This is a genomic window from Pantoea sp. PGP6, from assembly GCF_053474785.1.
Window position 1 is genome coordinate 1478863 of record NZ_JBQBMA010000001.1, and the last position, 15472, is coordinate 1494334.

General features: G+C 56.9%; 14 protein-coding genes. 5 read left to right on the forward strand and 9 right to left on the reverse strand.

The features are described 5' to 3' along the window. The first annotated feature begins 54 nt into the window (after positions 1 to 54). On the forward strand, positions 55 to 1251 hold the full coding sequence (locus ACLIBF_RS07040; RefSeq protein ID WP_279810167.1) for a Bcr/CflA family multidrug efflux MFS transporter: 1197 nt from the start codon (positions 55 to 57) through the stop codon (positions 1249 to 1251). 307 nt (positions 1252 to 1558) lie between these two features. Then, entirely contained in the window at positions 1559 to 1879 is a 321-nt protein-coding gene (locus tag ACLIBF_RS07045) for a hypothetical protein (protein ID WP_031377235.1), read from the forward strand. On the opposite strand, the gene yejF is transcribed toward ACLIBF_RS07045, so the two are convergent. The 9 genes from yejF to yeiP form a co-directional block, all read right to left on the reverse strand. Beyond that, positions 1866 to 3470, reverse strand: a complete 1605-nt coding sequence (gene yejF / locus ACLIBF_RS07050) for a microcin C ABC transporter ATP-binding protein YejF (RefSeq protein WP_279810166.1) — start codon at positions 3468 to 3470, stop codon at positions 1866 to 1868. The two genes, ACLIBF_RS07045 and yejF, sit on opposite strands and share 14 nt — an antisense overlap. After that, entirely contained in the window at positions 3471 to 4493 is a 1023-nt protein-coding gene (locus ACLIBF_RS07055) for an ABC transporter permease (RefSeq protein ID WP_031377233.1), read from the reverse strand. Further along, positions 4493 to 5584, reverse strand: coding sequence for a microcin C ABC transporter permease YejB (locus tag ACLIBF_RS07060; protein ID WP_031377232.1), 1092 nt, complete (start codon positions 5582 to 5584; stop codon positions 4493 to 4495). The genes ACLIBF_RS07055 and ACLIBF_RS07060 overlap by 1 nt, the downstream gene beginning before the upstream one ends. A gap of 11 nt (positions 5585 to 5595) precedes the next feature. Continuing rightward, positions 5596 to 7404 carry an extracellular solute-binding protein gene (locus ACLIBF_RS07065; RefSeq protein ID WP_279810169.1) on the reverse strand — a complete coding sequence of 603 codons (1809 nt, stop codon included), beginning with the start codon at positions 7402 to 7404 and terminating at the stop codon, positions 5596 to 5598. 39 nt (positions 7405 to 7443) lie between these two features. Then, positions 7444 to 9006 (reverse strand): cyclic di-GMP phosphodiesterase, encoded by a 1563-nt coding sequence (locus tag ACLIBF_RS07070; RefSeq protein WP_448309498.1) that lies wholly within the window; start codon positions 9004 to 9006, stop codon positions 7444 to 7446. A 224-nt stretch (positions 9007 to 9230) separates the two neighbouring features. Further along, positions 9231 to 9806, reverse strand: a complete 576-nt coding sequence (gene mepS, locus ACLIBF_RS07075; RefSeq protein WP_031377229.1) for a bifunctional murein DD-endopeptidase/murein LD-carboxypeptidase — start codon at positions 9804 to 9806, stop codon at positions 9231 to 9233. Positions 9807 to 10320: 514 nt separating this feature from the next. After that, positions 10321 to 11028, reverse strand: coding sequence for a phosphatase PAP2 family protein (locus ACLIBF_RS07080; protein WP_031377228.1), 708 nt, complete (start codon positions 11026 to 11028; stop codon positions 10321 to 10323). A 44-nt stretch (positions 11029 to 11072) separates the two neighbouring features. Next, the gene (locus ACLIBF_RS07085; RefSeq protein WP_069728975.1) at positions 11073 to 12047 is read right to left on the reverse strand and encodes a CobW family GTP-binding protein; all 975 of its coding nucleotides are present in this window, start codon (positions 12045 to 12047) and stop codon (positions 11073 to 11075) included. 81 nt (positions 12048 to 12128) lie between these two features. Next, positions 12129 to 12701 carry an elongation factor P-like protein YeiP gene (yeiP, locus tag ACLIBF_RS07090; RefSeq protein ID WP_031377226.1) on the reverse strand — a complete coding sequence of 191 codons (573 nt, stop codon included), beginning with the start codon at positions 12699 to 12701 and terminating at the stop codon, positions 12129 to 12131. A 163-nt stretch (positions 12702 to 12864) separates the two neighbouring features. Between yeiP and ACLIBF_RS07095 the strand changes: the two genes are divergently transcribed. From ACLIBF_RS07095 to fruK, 3 genes are all read left to right on the forward strand, one after another. Then, positions 12865 to 13119 carry a zinc/iron-chelating domain-containing protein gene (locus tag ACLIBF_RS07095; RefSeq protein ID WP_031377225.1) on the forward strand — a complete coding sequence of 85 codons (255 nt, stop codon included), beginning with the start codon at positions 12865 to 12867 and terminating at the stop codon, positions 13117 to 13119. A gap of 271 nt (positions 13120 to 13390) precedes the next feature. Continuing rightward, positions 13391 to 14521: a fused PTS fructose transporter subunit IIA/HPr protein gene (fruB, locus tag ACLIBF_RS07100; protein WP_031377224.1), complete on the forward strand. Its 1131-nt coding sequence runs from the start codon at positions 13391 to 13393 to the stop codon at positions 14519 to 14521. Beyond that, positions 14518 to 15456 (forward strand): 1-phosphofructokinase, encoded by a 939-nt coding sequence (fruK, locus tag ACLIBF_RS07105; protein WP_031377223.1) that lies wholly within the window; start codon positions 14518 to 14520, stop codon positions 15454 to 15456. The genes fruB and fruK overlap by 4 nt, the downstream gene beginning before the upstream one ends. Positions 15457 to 15472 lie beyond the last annotated feature (16 nt).

Consider the following 15472-nt stretch of genomic DNA (forward strand, 5'->3'; position numbering starts at 1 on the left):
TGACTGCAAGCGCGCAGCGGCCGATCGGTTTAATCAGCAAGGGCAGGAGAGGCTGTGCGCAAGGAAAAGAATTCGCCGGTAGGATTGGTGGTAATCCTCGGTCTGTTAGCGATGTTGATGCCACTGTCGATTGACATGTATCTGCCGGCGATGCCGCAAATTGCGCATGAGTTTGGCGTTTCTGCCGGCAGCGTGCAGATGACGCTCAACCTCTACATCCTCGGGTTCGCCATCGGCCAGTTGATTTACGGCCCGCTGGCCGACAGCTACGGCCGCAAGCCGGTGATTGCCCTCGGCACGCTGATTTTTGCCGTTGCTGCCGCAGCGTGTGCGCTGTCGCAGACCATCGATCAGCTTATCGCCATGCGTTTTCTGCATGGATTATCGGCCGCCGCCGCCAGCGTGGTGATCAATGCCCTGATGCGTGACAGTTACTCGAAAGAGGATTTCTCGCGCATGATGTCGTTCGTGATGCTGATTACCACCATTGCGCCGCTGCTGGCTCCGATTATTGGCGGCTGGCTGCTGTTGATCTGGAACTGGCACGCCATTTTCTGGGCGCTGTCGGCGGCGGCGGTGGTCACCACCGTGCTGGTTACCACGCAGATTCGGGAAACCCTGAAACCCGAGCAGCGACAGCGTTTCCATCTGCGCACCACGCTGGGAAATTTCGTGATCCTGTTCCGGCACAAACGCGCCTTCAGCTACATGCTGTCGAGCGGATTTTCGTTTGCCGGGCTGTTTACCTTTCTCAACGCCGGCCCCTTTGTCTATATCGAGCTGAACCACGTTTCACCGCAAAACTTTGGCTATTACTTCGGCCTTAACGTGGTGTTTCTGTTCATCTTAACCCTGATTAACAGCCGGGCAGTGCGCCGTTTTGGCCCGGTGGCGATGTTCCGTCTGGGTCTGTTGATTCAGTTCTGCATGGGCATCTGGCTGCTGATCGTCAGCGCCTTTGATCTCGGCTTTTTGCCGCTGGTGATGGGAGTGGCGATGTTTATCGGCTGCGTGTCGATGGTCTCATCGAACGCGATGGCGGTAATCCTTGATGAGTTCCCGCATATGGCGGGTACCGCCTCCTCGCTGGCCGGCACGCTGCGCTTCGGCGTGGGTGCGTTTGTCGGCGCGCTGCTGTCGCTGGTCAGTTTTAACAGTGCCTGGCCGATGGTTGGCACTATTGCCCTGTGCGCCACGCTCTCTCTGCTGCTGTTCTTCTACGCTTCCCGTCCCCGTCACGCCACACATTAAGCGCGTTCAATCGATCAGGCCGTCCCGGTTATCCCGCGCGGCCCGATCTGTTGCGCCACTTTGTTTCTATATTGTGAAAATATTTAGCTAATAAAGTAACCACATTGCGTCTAAAATGATTGTTAAGTGCTGCCGAACGCGGTACATATAGCCTGAATTGCGATACCACTCGCAAAAAATAAATTCAGCGATTCGCTTTAGTGGGAAATGAGAAGCCGGGCCTTGACGTCCGGACACTGATGCTGGCATAGCGGGCGTCAGCCACTGAGGGGATGGCGAAGTAAAACTCCTGGGGACATTGATAATTATGCTGCAACTTTCGATTGTGCATCGCTTACCACAGCGCTTTCGCTGGACCAGCGATCATCACAGTGCCATCGAAGCGGATGACACCACGCTGGACGATCAGGATTTTATCGCGCTGCGGTTAATCAGCCACGACGGCATTCCGGCCTGGGAGATCCTGCAGCAGCTGAAAGAGGTGCTGGCTGACATCCAGGTCGACTGTAAAGTCGCCGAGTGCGAAGGGCAGCCTTGCCTGTTTATCCAGCGCCGCGACGAAAGTGCCACCAACTGCTGCCTGAAAAATCAGGGCGTGGCGATTGCCGAAACCTTTATCCCTCGCTAAGTTGCGCTGAGCGCAGCAGTTCGCGGGTGTATTCCGCCGCGGGCGAGGCAAACAGCGTTTCACACTCTCCCTGTTCCACCACTTCCCCCTGACGCAGCACGATAAGCTGGTGGCACAGGGCGCGCACCACCTCAAGATCGTGACTGATAAACAGATAGCTCAGCTGACGCTGCTGCTGTAACCGACGCAACAGCGTCAGGATCTGTTTCTGTACCGTGCGATCCAGCGACGAAGTCGGCTCATCCAGCACCAGCATCTCCGGTTCAAGGATCAGCGCCCGGGCGATGGCGATGCGTTGCCGCTGACCGCCGGAGAATTCAGCCGGATAACGATGACGGCTCTCCACATCCAGCCCAACCTCCTGCATCACCGCGATAACCCGCTGTTCCTGCTGTTGTGCCGTCAGCTCGGGCTGATGCACCGCCAGCCCTTCGGCGATAATCTGTTGCACCGTCATCCGCGGATTGAGCGAAGAGTTCGGATCCTGAAACACCACCTGAATGCGCCGACTCAGCGGCAGCAATTGCCGCCGTGACAGTTGATGCAGCGGCTGGTCGTCAAACCAGACCTCGCCGCCGGCCTCAATCAGCCGCAGCAGCGCCAGGCCGGTGGTGCTTTTACCTGAACCGGATTCGCCCACCAGCCCGAGACTTTCGCCGCGCCGCAGCGTAAAGCTCAGCGCAGAGAGCGCCCGTTTTTCACCCACCTGGCGGCGGAACAGGCCACGGCGCAACGGGAAGCTGACCCGAAGCTGATCGACCCGCAGGATCACCGGCGCATCGGCGGGCAGCGGCAATGGCCTGCCTTCCGGCTCTGCCGCCAGCAGCTGTTGGGTGTAGGGATGCTGCGGCTGACTGAGCAGCGTCCGACAGCGATTCTGCTCAACCACCTTTCCCTGACGCATCACGCTGACACTATCCGCCAGCTGACGCACAATATTCAGGTTATGAGTGATAAACAGCATCCCCATATTGAATTCGCGTTGCAGCTCGCGCAGCAGGGTCAGAATCTGTGCCTGCACCGTCACATCCAGCGCGGTGGTCGGCTCATCAGCTATCAGCAGCGCTGGCCGGGTTAACAGCGCCATAGCGATCATCACCCGCTGACGTTCGCCGCCCGACAGCTGATGCGGAAAATCGTGGAGCCGGGCGGCGGGCTGGCGGATCCCGACCCGATCCAGCACGCTGAGAATTTCGCCGCGCGCTGCCGCAGGCCGCATACCGCGATGCAGCGACAGCACTTCGTACAGCTGCTTCTCCACGGTATGCAGCGGGTTCAGCGACACCATCGGCTCCTGAAAGATCATCGCGATCTGATTGCCGCGAATGCCGCGCAGCCGCTGCTCACTGGCGCGCAACAGATCCTCACCGTTGAACAGGATCTCCCCACCTGGCCAGGCGACCGTCGAGGGAGGCAGCAGCCGCATCACTGACAGGGCGGTGACACTTTTGCCGGAACCCGATTCGCCCACCAGCGCCAGCGTTTCACCGGCCTCAACGCGTAATGAAACCTCATCCACCACCCGATGCAGCTGCTCGCCCTGACGAAAGGCGACCGAAAGATGGTTGATAGCAAGCAGTGGCGCAGCCATTCAGACTCCTTTGCCCGGATCGAAGGCGTCACGTACCGCTTCGCCGATAAAAATCAGCAGCGATAACAGGATCGCCAGTGAGAAAAAGCCCGCCAGGCCGAGCCACGGCGCCTGCAGATTATTTTTACCCTGCAGCAGCAGTTCCCCCAGCGAGGGCGAACCGAGCGGCAAGCCGAAGCCGAGGAAATCGAGCGAGGTCAGCGTGGTAATCGATCCACACAAAATAAACGGCAGAAAGGTCAGGGTGGCCACCATCGCATTCGGCAGCATGTGGCGCAGCATAATCCGGCTGTCACTAACGCCCAGCGCCTGTGCCGCACGGATATAGTCGAAGTTGCGGGTGCGCAGGAACTCGGCCCGCACCACGCTGACCAGGCTCATCCAGCCAAAGGTCACCGTCACCAGCAGCAGCCACCAGAAACCAGGCTGAATCACGCTGGAGAGCAAAATCAGCAGAAACAGCGACGGCATGCCGGACCAGACTTCAATCAGCCGTTGTCCAATCAGATCAACCCTGCCGCCGAAATAGCCCTGCACCGCGCCGACCACCATGCCGATCACGCTGGAAAACAGCGTCAGCAGCAGGCCAAATAGCAGTGAAATACGCGTGCCGTACAGCAGGCGCGCCATCACATCACCGCCGGTTGCGTCGGTGCCCAGCCAGTTCTGCGCCGAAGGCGGGGAAGGGAAGGGCACCTGGGTAGCAAAATTGATGGTGCTGTCACTGAAGCGGATCGGCGCCCAGATCGCCCAGCCTTGCTGATCTATCCGCTGCCGCAGCCAGGGGTCCTGATAATCGGCGGCGGTTGCCAGCACGCCGCCGTAATCGGTCTCGCTGTAGTCAAACAGCACCGGCAAATACCAGCGCTGCTGATAATGCACCAGCAGCGGCTTGTCGTTGGCGATCAGCTCGGCAGCCAGCGACAGCAGGAAAATAAACAGGAAGATCCACAACGACCAGTAACCGCGTCGGTTATGGCGAAAGCGCTGCCAGCGCTGCTGATTCAGGGGAGATAAGCGCATCAGCGGCCCTCGAAATCAATACGGGGATCGACCAGCGTATAGGTTAAGTCGCTGAGAACATTCATCAACAGGCCGATCAGGGTGAAAATATAGAGCGTACCAAACATCACCGGGTAGTCGCGCTGCAGGGTCGCGTCATAGCCGAGCAATCCGAGGCCGTTAAGTGAAAATATCACTTCGATCAGCACTGAACTGGTGAAGAACATGCTGATAAAGGTGGCGGGGAAGCTGGCAATCACCAGCAGCATCGCGTTGCGGAACACGTGATGATACAGAATGCGGCGCTCCGGCACCCCTTTGGCGCGGGCGGTGACCACGTACAGTTTACGGATCTCATCCAGAAAGGCGTTTTTTGTCAGCATGGTCAGGGTAGCAAAGCCGCCAATCACCGTTGCCAGCACCGGCAGTGCGATGTGCCAGAAATAGTCGAGCACCTGACCGTACCAGGGCAGGCTGTCATGCTGCGGTGAGGTGAGGCCGCGCAGCGGGAACCAGTCGAGATAGCTGCCGCCGGCAAACAGCACGATTAACATGATGCCGAACAGAAAGGCCGGAATCGAGTAGCCAATAATGATGAAGGTGCTGCTCCAGATATCAAAAGCGCTGCCGTTGCGTACCGCTTTACGGATGCCAAGCGGGATCGACACCAGATAGATAATCAGCGTGCTCCACAGACCCAGACTGATCGACACCGGTAAACTCTCTTTAACCAGCTGAAGCACCGAGGCGCTGCGGAACAGGCTGTCGCCAAAATCAAAGCGGGCATAGTCCCACAGCATTTCGCCATAGCGTTGCCAGATCGGCTTATCAAAGCCGTAGCGCTGCTTAATCTCCGCAATCACTTCGGGATCCAGCCCGCGCGCGCCGCGATACTGATTATCCGCCGGGTTAAGTGCATTCAGGCTGGCGCGGGACCCCGCGCTGTCGGCACCGCCGCCCGCCAGACCCGTGGTCTGACCGAACTGGATATTGGCCAGCGCCTGATCGACCGGACCGCCCGGTGCAATCTGTACGATAAAAAAGTTAAGGGTGATGATCGCCCACAGAGTGGGAATAATCAGCAACAGCCTGCGCAGAAAGTAAGTTGCCAACGGTCCACTCCTTAGCGTTTGCTGGCCGGCAGCCGGGCAGCTTTGTTCACGTCATACCACCAGTTTTCCAGCCCGAGGCTGTAAGCCGGTTTGCCGGCCGGATGGGAAAACTTATCCCAGTACGCCAGCCGTTGCTCTGCGTTGTACCACATCGGAATCATATAGGCATTCCACATCAGAATGCGATCCAGTACCTGTGCCAGCGGCCGAAGGGCAGGGAGATCGCCCTGATGTGCCACAATCTGTTTGACGAAATGGTCGACCAGCGGATCTTTAACCCGCGCGGTATTCCACGACGAGGCGATGTAGTCCGACTGCCAGTAAATCTGCAGGCTGGAGGAAGGGATCGGCATAGCAGAATAGGCGGTGGCGATCATGTCATAGTCGCCCTCACGCAGCCGCCGCAGATACTGTGAACTGTCCACCTGGCGCAGAGTCAGGGTGATACCGAGCCGCGCCAGATTGTGCTGCAGCGGAAGCGCCCATTCCGTACTGGTACCGCTGCGTAACAGCAGTTCGACGCTAAACGGCTGACCGGTTTTCTGGTTCACCAATCGGCGATGGTTAATCTGCCAGCCCGCCTGTTTCAGCAAGGAAAACGCCTGAAGCAGACGGGCGCGATCGTAACCGCTGCCGTCGGTAACGGGCGGGTGATAAGGCTGGGTGAACAGTTCAGGCGGCAACTGCGCCCGCCACGGAGCCAGCAATGCCTGCTGCTGCGCATCGGGCACACCGCTGGCGGCAAACCCGGTATTCTGGAAATAGCTGCTGGCGCGCTGATAAGCACCATAGAACAGCGCCTTGTTCATCCACTCAAAATCAAACGCCAGCGTCAGCGCCTGGCGGACCCGGCGATCGTGAAACAGCGGTTTTTGATTGTTAAACGCCAGCCAGCGGGTATCAATCGCGGCCTGATTGGGCAACGTCTCTTTCACTATGCTGCGATCGTCGAAATGGCGGCCGCGATACTGGGTGGCCCATTTTTTGGCGGAGGTTTCCTCCCGTAAATCGAACGCGCCCGCTTTAAAAGCCTCAAACGCCACGTTGTCATCCAGATAATAGTCGTAGCGGATACGATCAAAATTAAACCGTCCGCGGTTAACCGGCAGATCGGCTGCCCAGTAATCTTTTACCCGGCTGTATTCAATGAACTGGCCGAGCTTCCATTTAGTGATGCGATAAGGGCCGCTCGACAGCGGCGGCGAACTCAGGGGTTCGTTGAACTTCTTATCGTGCCAGAATTTTTCAGCCAGCACCGGCAGCGTCAGTAATCCCAGCATCCGATCTTTGTCCGGCTGCTGCGCATCAATTCGCACCGTCAGCCGATCCAGCGCTTTTACGGTCACGCCGCGATAGGCGACGCGAAACTGCGGCACCCCTTCAGTCATAAATTTGCCAAAGGAAAAGGCCACGTCCTGAGCGGTGATTGGGCTGCCATCCTGGAAGCGGGCCTGCGGTTTAAGGCGGACTTCGATCCAGCTAAAGTCGCTGGCGTAGCGGGCAGAGTGGGCAATCAGCGGATAGTAGCTGCCGGGCTCATCATCCGAGCTGGTATAGAGCCCGTCATACAAGGCTTCAGTGTAGATGCCCGGATTACCGCGAGAGGCATAGCGGTTAAAGTTGTCGTAGGTACCGACCACCGCCATGGTGATGCTGCCGCCTTTGGGTGCCTGCGGATCGGCATAATCATAATGGCTGAAGTCCGGCGGATATTTCGCTTCGCCGGCCTGCGTAAAGGCAAAGCTCTGTTGAATGCTGGCGGCCAGCAGCGGGCCGCTCAGGACGCCGCACAGCAATAATAATCCAGCACGAAGCAGCACCACGTTTACGCTCTCCTGTGATTTTTTCGATTCCGCGCGTCAGGCATTGTGACGCTGAAAATAGTCTATCAGCGTTTCAGGACGCAGCGGACGGCTAAAAATGTAACCCTGCAGATGCGTCACGCCACGATTGATCAGCCAGGCGGCCTGCTCTCCGGTTTCGACGCCTTCCGCCACGCTTTTCAGATTGAGCTTTTTCGCCAGCTGCAACACCGTATCCAGCACCGGTGAGGTCAGGGTATCGGTCCCGATGCTCTGCACAAAACCGCGATCGATTTTAAGGTAATCAAACGCGTAGCGCTCCAGATAGATCAGCGCGCTGTGTCCGGTGCCGAAATCATCAATCGCAATATTAATCTGCTGCTGATGCAGCCAGTCAAACAGTTCGCCGACATTCTCATCGCGCACCATCGCACGCTCGGTGATTTCAAATACGTAAGTGAAGTGGGCCGCCGGCATGGTGTCGAGCCAGCGCAGCACGTCCTGACGAAAACAGCTATCCGCCAGGTGCAGCGGAGAAATATTCAGGCTGAGGCTGGCATGGCGGGGAATGGTGTGACAGAGCAGGTGGGCATCACGCGCCACCAGCTGGAACAGATGGCGGGTCAGCGGAATAATCAGGTTTTGCGCTTCGGCGTAGCTGATAAATACATCCGGCGGGATCGGCCCCTCGGTCGGGTGAGTCCAGCGCAGTAGCGCTTCCATGCCGTAGGGCTGACCATCATGTGAGGTCACCAGCGGCTGATACTCAATATGAAACTCGCCACGCTTCATCCCCTGTATCAGATCTTTTCCGGGGCGCTGATAGGCTGACAGCAGCAGCCAGCAGCCGCCGGTCACCAGCAGGGAGAGCAGCAGGCTGCTTAACAGAATATTTTGATAATCGCTGAGCGACAGGGTCGAGCCATATAACACTAACTGCAGCGGGTAACCGGCCAGGGACTGCTTCAGTAATGGCGGTGGCAGCCCGTGGTTTTCCACCACGCCGGGCTGCCAGCTGGTTAACGCCGTGCGCTGCGCCACCAGCGCCATGCCGGTAATCTCCGGCTGGCGCGACGCCAGTAACAGATAGGGATTCAGTGTGATATTGAGGGTGGCGAACACCCCGGACTGAACGCTGCCGGGATTCCTGATCCACAGCGCCAGCGCCGGTTTATTGGGCTGCAGCGGCGTGCCGCGCATCAGTTGCAGATCGATGTCGCGCGTCGTATCACTCTGCGGCGCAATAACGCTGAGCGGCAGGCTAAAGCTGCCGGTGGCAGAGGAGCAAAACGCGTTACCGTCATTAATCAGCAGAATGGCGCGCAGATTACCGGCAAAAGCGGCGCGTGAGGTCAGTTCACGGTTGATGGTCTGGCAGGGAGTTTGCGTAAACGGAAGCAGAGGGCTGAGCGTGCTGTTAATCAGAGAAGAGAGCGTTTGCTGCAGGGCCGTTCGACTATTCTCTACTAATTGCTGGTGCTGTCGATCGCGCTTATGCCAGAGATGGTTAAACGACAGCGCTGTAAAGAGTAAAAAGAACAGGCAGCCGACCATCGCGCTACTCCATGCGATTCGACGAGGATAGGTTGCATGGCGCATCAGCGCCCCCGACAGTGGCATGAGGTGCTTCCTCTGATAAAATTATTATTATGTTATTGCGCACGACTGCTTCGGTGTAAGCGACCGAGAATATAACGAGAAGGCGGGGAATGTCTCGTTATTCTTCTGAAAGGCAATGGTTTTTAAGCCATCAGTCTGAGGCGGGCAATGGCAACAGACGAAAAAAAACGCTGCGTAAGCAGCGTTTCATATTCTCTGGCTGAGAAGGAGATCAAAGTCGGTAATCAGGTCGGGTTACGACTTAATACGCGTCGCCCTTCACGATAACGCTTTTTCCAGTAATCGTCGTTCAGGTTGGAGATCATCACACCACTGCTGGTGGAAGCGTGAACGAAGTTATCATTACCGAGATAGATGCCAACATGACGGCCAGTGGAGCCGGCGCGGAACAGTACCAGATCGCCAGGACGCAGTTTAGTGCGTGAAATCTCTTTACCGGTGCCCTGCTGCTCTGAGGTAGAACGCGGCAGTTCTAAGCCAAATTGATCGCGGAAGGTGCGTTGTACAAAGGCGGAACAATCGATACCGCGTTTGGTATCGCCACCCAGGCGATAGCGCACGCCTTTCCAGACAGCGTATTGATCCATGATGCGTGACTTAACGTCAACGTTACGCACCATTTCTTCAAACTCATCCTGAGACGCCTGAAGTAAAAAACCATTGTGGTTGTTAACTTCATGATTCTCGTTATTCGCGTTTTGACCGTTATGGGTACTGCTACAAGCTGAGAGGAGAGTTGCCAGTGCCACTGCAGGCACGATTCGCCAGATATATCTCAGTATTGGTTGAGACTTGACCATTATTCGGGTTTTCCTTCGATGTCCTTACGACAAGATTGTCGCCAGCCAGATGACAAAACAGGGAGATTAATAAGCGAAACAGACTAAGACAATTCCTTAATTACTAAAATGTGTTAATGGACACATTTTTACTGTAAAAAAAAGCGAATTTGCTGCTGCTGTTACCCCACAGCGACTGAGGTTAACCGATTACAGACGCCGTGGCGAGTGCTTTCCGTTAAATTCTTATAGGTTTTTCTGATGTGAAATCAAACCTTAACACACTGACTACTTTAGCAACAATTGTGGGGAAATGATGGTGAGAGCAGGGGGTGAAAAGGGCGCTAATTCCGCCTATAGCCTGCTGTTTGGGAATTTTCTTTATGGACAATCAGAAGTGGCGGTAATTTAACCAATCAAGCCGGTCATAACCTTTTCTTTTAATGGATTTAATTAGCATGCTAATAATGTACTGGCTTTTTTTATAAGCGCGGGCGGTTAAGAATAACGCCATTATTACGCCCGCGCTTATCATTCAGCTTAGCGGCTTATATTTGCCCGGTAATTTGCGATAAAACCAATTTACCAGCGCATCACTGGCCGGGGTTAATAACCACCAGCTTAATCCGACTAATACTACCGACAGTGAACCCACGGCAATATCGGTGAACCAGTGCGCGCCAGCCATAACGCGAGGCAGCGAGAAAATAACCACAATCGCCGCCGCAATTAAAAAACGACCGAAGCCAAAATAACGCCAGATAAAGCAGGCGAAGATCATCAGCATCATGCCGTGGTCGCCAGGGAAACTGTCTTTCGATGCATCCTTAGCCGGAATACCGGTCAGCTCACTGACCCGATGTACGTTTTCGAAGAACAGCGTCGGGCTGGAGTGTTTCACCGGCAGCAGGTGACCGAGCTGGTTAAGGACCACCGCGGTTAATAGCATGGTGATGCCGATAGCCAGCATACGACGCCGCGCCTGCGGGGTTTCACCGCGCCAGATCGACAGATAGAGCAGGCCCATCGCCAGCAGCGAGACGGCATCAAAACCACGATAGTTGGTGATCGCCACCAGCAGCGCAAAGCCGGAGTGAATGATCATCTGACTATTAAAGCCAAAGAAAATCGCTTTATCGATACCGAACCAGAAACCATGTTCAGGCGGCAGATACCACGACAGGAATAGCACCACACCCAATGCATTAAGCAGCAGGATGGTAATAAGGCGAGTTACGCGCATAGTTAAACTCATGATTAAAAAAATAACCGCCGACAATACCCTTGTCAGCGTAAACGGCACTTCAACAACGCCGATTGTAGTCTATTCCAGTCAGCCTGCTGCGAATCAATGATCTCAATACGGCTGTCGGCGGGCGGCTGCGATCGCGTTTCAATTTGCAGATCGTCGCCCTGACGATTAATCGTCAGCGATCCTGCCTCAATATGCATTACCCCTTTAATTCGATCGCCCGGCGCCTGGCGCACCCATTCCAGCAGCGCCGCCCGGTCAAACTGCGTTTCGGCGTCGAACAGCCAGCCACAGGCGCTGTAGTCCTGTCCCTGATTCAGCGCCCGACGCCAGCGCGCCGGATGATCAAGCCGCATGACCGCTACGCCACTGGTCGGTACGGCGGCTGGGTGATGATGCTGTGGCACCGGCAGCTCACGCGGCTGACCGCGCGGCGTATCGAGCAGCGCCAGCGGAATCTGACCAAATTCGGTGGCGATAAAAGGACGCTGATCCAGCGCATCACGCTGCCAGTCCGCCAGGCGCTGATGATCTTCCGGCTGCCAGCGATCCTGCTTGTTGCCGATAATAATGTCAGCCGCCGCCAGCTGATCGCGGAAATTTTCATTGGCGACGACCCGCGGATCGGCAAGCTGGCGCGCATCCAGCAGGGTGAGGGTGGCGTTGAGTTGTAGCCAGGCGTGGTAGGTCGGCGAACTTAACAGCTGCAGCAACTGGCGCGGATGGCCCAGCCCGGTCGGCTCAATCAGCAGCCGATCGGGCTTGTTCTGCAACAGCCGGTTCAGCCCGATCTGCATCGGCAGGCCATTGACGCAGCACATGCAGCCGCCGGGGATCTCTTTCAGGATGGCACCGCGATCGGCCAGCAGCGCGCCATCGACCCCAATCTCACCAAATTCATTCACCAGCACCGCCCACTGTTCGTTAGCGGGCTTTGCGGCCAGCAGATGGCATAACAGCGTAGTTTTGCCGCTGCCCAGAAATCCGGTTATCAGATTTACCCGCGTCATCAATCAGGCTCCTGTCAGTATTTGCCGTGGAAGATGTTACTTTATAACAGTCAGCGCCACGGCAACGTTCAGGAAGTGCGGTTAGTCGGCACGGCCCATATAACGGCGTTCAGCGACATGAATGCGGATGCGGTCGCCGTTACTGAGGTACTCAGGTACCTGAACCACCAGGCCGGTACTCATGCCTGCCGGTTTGGTGCGGGCGCTGGCCGAGGCACCTTTGATGCCAGGCGACGTATCGACAATTTCCATGTCGACGGTCTGTGGCAGCTCCAGCGCCAGCACCTGTCCTTCCATCGTCAGCACCTGAATGCCCGGAATGCCGCCTTCAGGAATGAACAGCAGTTCCTCTTCGATCTGCTCTTTTTTGAAGCTGTAAGGGGTGTAATCTTCGTCATCCATAAAGACATACTCGTCACCGTCTATATAAGAAAAGGTGACGCTGCGGCGGCTGAGCGAAATCGCATCAATAATCTCATCGCCCTTGAAGCGTTCTTCGACCTTCATACCGGTGCGTACATCGGTGAAGCGCATCTTATACAGGGTGGCGGCACCGCGTGCGCTTGGGCTCTGGACATCAATATCTTTAACCAGCAGCAGTTTTCCGTTGTGGGTAACGGCCATTCCTTTTTTGATTTCATTCGCTTTTGGCATTGCTGTTCTCGCTATCTCTGAAGTGAAGTGCGCGCCACGTTACTCGCGCCGGTGAAAACTGGCAATATGGCGAGAATGAAATTTTAGCCCGGGCGGCGGCAGACGTGGTAATTGTGGCGGCGGACTGCTATTGTCGCCGCGACTTTCTCTGCTGGAGCGCAGCATGCAATGCCGTAGCCACTGCGGTGCCTGTTGTACGGCGCCCTCCATCTCTTCGCCGATTCCCGGCATGCCCAACGGCAAACCCGCCAACACGCCCTGCGTTCAGCTCGACGACGCCTTACGCTGCAAACTGTTTGGCTCTGACCTGCGTCCCGCGGTCTGTGCCGGCCTGCAGCCGTCGCACAGCATGTGCGGCGATTCGCGCCAGCAGGCGATGATCTATCTGTTGCAGCTGGAAGCGGACACCGCGCCCTGACGCGCTGACGTTGCTGAAATGCTGACTAAGTTTATCCCAGGCTTACAGCAACCGCGTCAGCTGGCAGGCAGCAAAATCTTAAAATGTCGATGAAATGTGCGTAACATCAAAAATCTGCTACGCCGTTTGCGCATTTTCTTGCCTGCTGAAAGGTGCTGTACCACAATCCTTGAAACGTTTCAGCGGTGACCACGCCACCTGTTTTGCGACAGATGGCGTAATAATTTCCCCACTGGCTGAAACGATTCAATCTCAGCAAGCGAGGAGAATTATGTTCCAGCTCGAATTGCAGGCCATCCATACCGGAGCCAGCGCCCAGAACAAAGAAGAGGCCATTCGCCAGGTTGCCGCAGCGCTGACCGCTGCCGGTAATGTGTCCGAAGGCTACGTCAACGGTATGCTGGCGCGTGAGCAGCAAACCTCCACCTTTCTTGGCAACGGCATCGCGATTCCGCACGGCACCACCGATACCCGCGATCTGGTGCTGAAAACCGGCGTCCAGGTGTTCCAGTTTCCACAGGGCATCAGCTGGGGTGACGATCAGACTGCCTATGTGGCGATCGGGATTGCCGCCAAATCGGATGAGCATCTGGCGCTGCTGCGTCAGTTAACCCACGTTCTGAGCGATGACAGCATCGCTGAACAGCTCAAAACCGCCTCTGCTGAAGATCTCCGTGCGTTGCTGATGGGCGAGAAACAGGCCGCCGAATTCAGCTTCGACACCTCATTAATTACCCTGAATGTCGCCGCCAGCGACCTGATCACCTTACAGGCGATGAACGCCGGTCGGCTGCAGTCAGCGGGCGTGGTTGATGCCAGCTACGTCGCTGACGTGGTCTCTAACGCGCCGCTGAGTCTCGGGCAGGGGATCTGGCTGAGCGACAGCAGCCTCGGCAACCTGCGCAGCGGCGTCGCCGTTAGCCGGGCGGCCCATCCGTTTGACCATCAGGGCGAATCCGCTGCGCTGTTAATCAGCGTCGCCGCCGTCGATGAACGTCCGCTGGAGGTGCTGGGTTACCTCAGCGCCCTGTTGCAGCAAGGCAAAGCAGACCGTCTGCTGAAAGCCGATGCCGCAGGCGTCTATGCGCTGCTCACCAGTGAAGTTGACGAGCAGGCCGAGGTGCTGACCGCCGAGTTCACCATCCGTAACGAACACGGTCTGCATGCCCGTCCGGGCACCGCGCTGGTCAGCGTGATCAAGCAGTTCAACAGCGACATTACCGTCACCAACCTCGATGGCAGCGGCAAACCCGCTAACGGCCGCAGCCTGATGAAAGTGGTGGCGCTCGGCGTGAAGAAAGGCCATCGCCTGCGCTTTACCGCCAGCGGTGAAGATGCACAACAGGCGCTGAATGCCATAGAAGAAGCAATCACCAGCGGACTTGGCGAGGGGGCAGCATGAGCAGACGTGTCGCTACTATCACGCTGAATCCGGCGTATGACCTGGTGGGCTATACCCCTGAAATTGAACGCGGCGAAGTCAATCTGGTGAAAACCACCGGTCTGCACGCGGCGGGCAAAGGTATTAACGTTGCGAAAGTGCTGAAGGATCTGGGCATCGACGTCACCGTCGGCGGCTTCCTCGGCAAAGAGAACCAGGATGGCTTTCAACAGCTGTTCAGCGAGCTGGGCATTGCTAACCGTTTTCAGGTGGTGCCGGGCCGTACCCGAATCAACGTCAAACTGACTGAGCAGACCGGCGATGTCACTGACCTGAACTTCTCTGGTTTTCAGGTCAACGGTCAGGACTGGGATCGCTTTACCAGCGACTCACTCACCTGGCTGGGCCAGTTCGATATGGTCTGCGTCAGCGGCAGCCTGCCGGAAGGCGTCGATCCTGACGCCTTTACCCGCTGGATGACCGAGCTGCGTACCCATTGTCCGTGCATTATTTTTGACAGCAGCCGCGACGCGCTGGTGGCCGGGCTGAAAGCCGCGCCCTGGCTGGTTAAACCCAACCGTCGTGAACTGGAAATCTGGGCCGGTCGCAAACTGCCGACCCTGCAGGATGTGATTGATGCTGCGCACCAGCTGCGTGAGCAGGGCATCGCCCACGTGGTGATCTCGCTGGGTGCTGAAGGTGCGCTGTGGGTCAACGCCTCAGGTGAATGGATTGCCAAACCGCCGGTGTGCGAAGTGGTCAGCACCGTGGGTGCCGGCGACTCGATGGTCGGCGGGCTGATTTATGGCCTGTTAATGCGTGAATCCAGTGAACACACGCTGCGTCTTGCCACGGCAGTGGCGGCAATGGCCGTCAGCCAGAGCAACGTTGGCGTTTCCGATCGTACCCAGTTGGCCGCAATGATGGCGCGCGTCGACTTACAACCCGTTAACTGACAGCAGGAGAGCGATA

Coding starts and splice junctions, on each gene's coding strand:
- fruB (WP_031377224.1), top strand. CDS start 13,391: ATGTTCCAGCTCGAATTGCAGGCCATCCATACCGGAGCCAGCGCCCAG.
- yeiP (WP_031377226.1), bottom strand. CDS start 12,701: ATGCCAAAAGCGAATGAAATCAAAAAAGGAATGGCCGTTACCCACAAC.
- ACLIBF_RS07085 (WP_069728975.1), bottom strand. CDS start 12,047: ATGACGCGGGTAAATCTGATAACCGGATTTCTGGGCAGCGGCAAAACT.
- ACLIBF_RS07055 (WP_031377233.1), bottom strand. CDS start 4,493: ATGCGCTTATCTCCCCTGAATCAGCAGCGCTGGCAGCGCTTTCGCCAT.
- ACLIBF_RS07080 (WP_031377228.1), bottom strand. CDS start 11,028: ATGCGCGTAACTCGCCTTATTACCATCCTGCTGCTTAATGCATTGGGT.
- yejF (WP_279810166.1), bottom strand. CDS start 3,470: ATGGCTGCGCCACTGCTTGCTATCAACCATCTTTCGGTCGCCTTTCGT.
- ACLIBF_RS07045 (WP_031377235.1), top strand. CDS start 1,559: ATGCTGCAACTTTCGATTGTGCATCGCTTACCACAGCGCTTTCGCTGG.
- ACLIBF_RS07095 (WP_031377225.1), top strand. CDS start 12,865: ATGCAATGCCGTAGCCACTGCGGTGCCTGTTGTACGGCGCCCTCCATC.
- mepS (WP_031377229.1), bottom strand. CDS start 9,806: ATGGTCAAGTCTCAACCAATACTGAGATATATCTGGCGAATCGTGCCT.
- ACLIBF_RS07070 (WP_448309498.1), bottom strand. CDS start 9,006: ATGCCACTGTCGGGGGCGCTGATGCGCCATGCAACCTATCCTCGTCGA.
- fruK (WP_031377223.1), top strand. CDS start 14,518: ATGAGCAGACGTGTCGCTACTATCACGCTGAATCCGGCGTATGACCTG.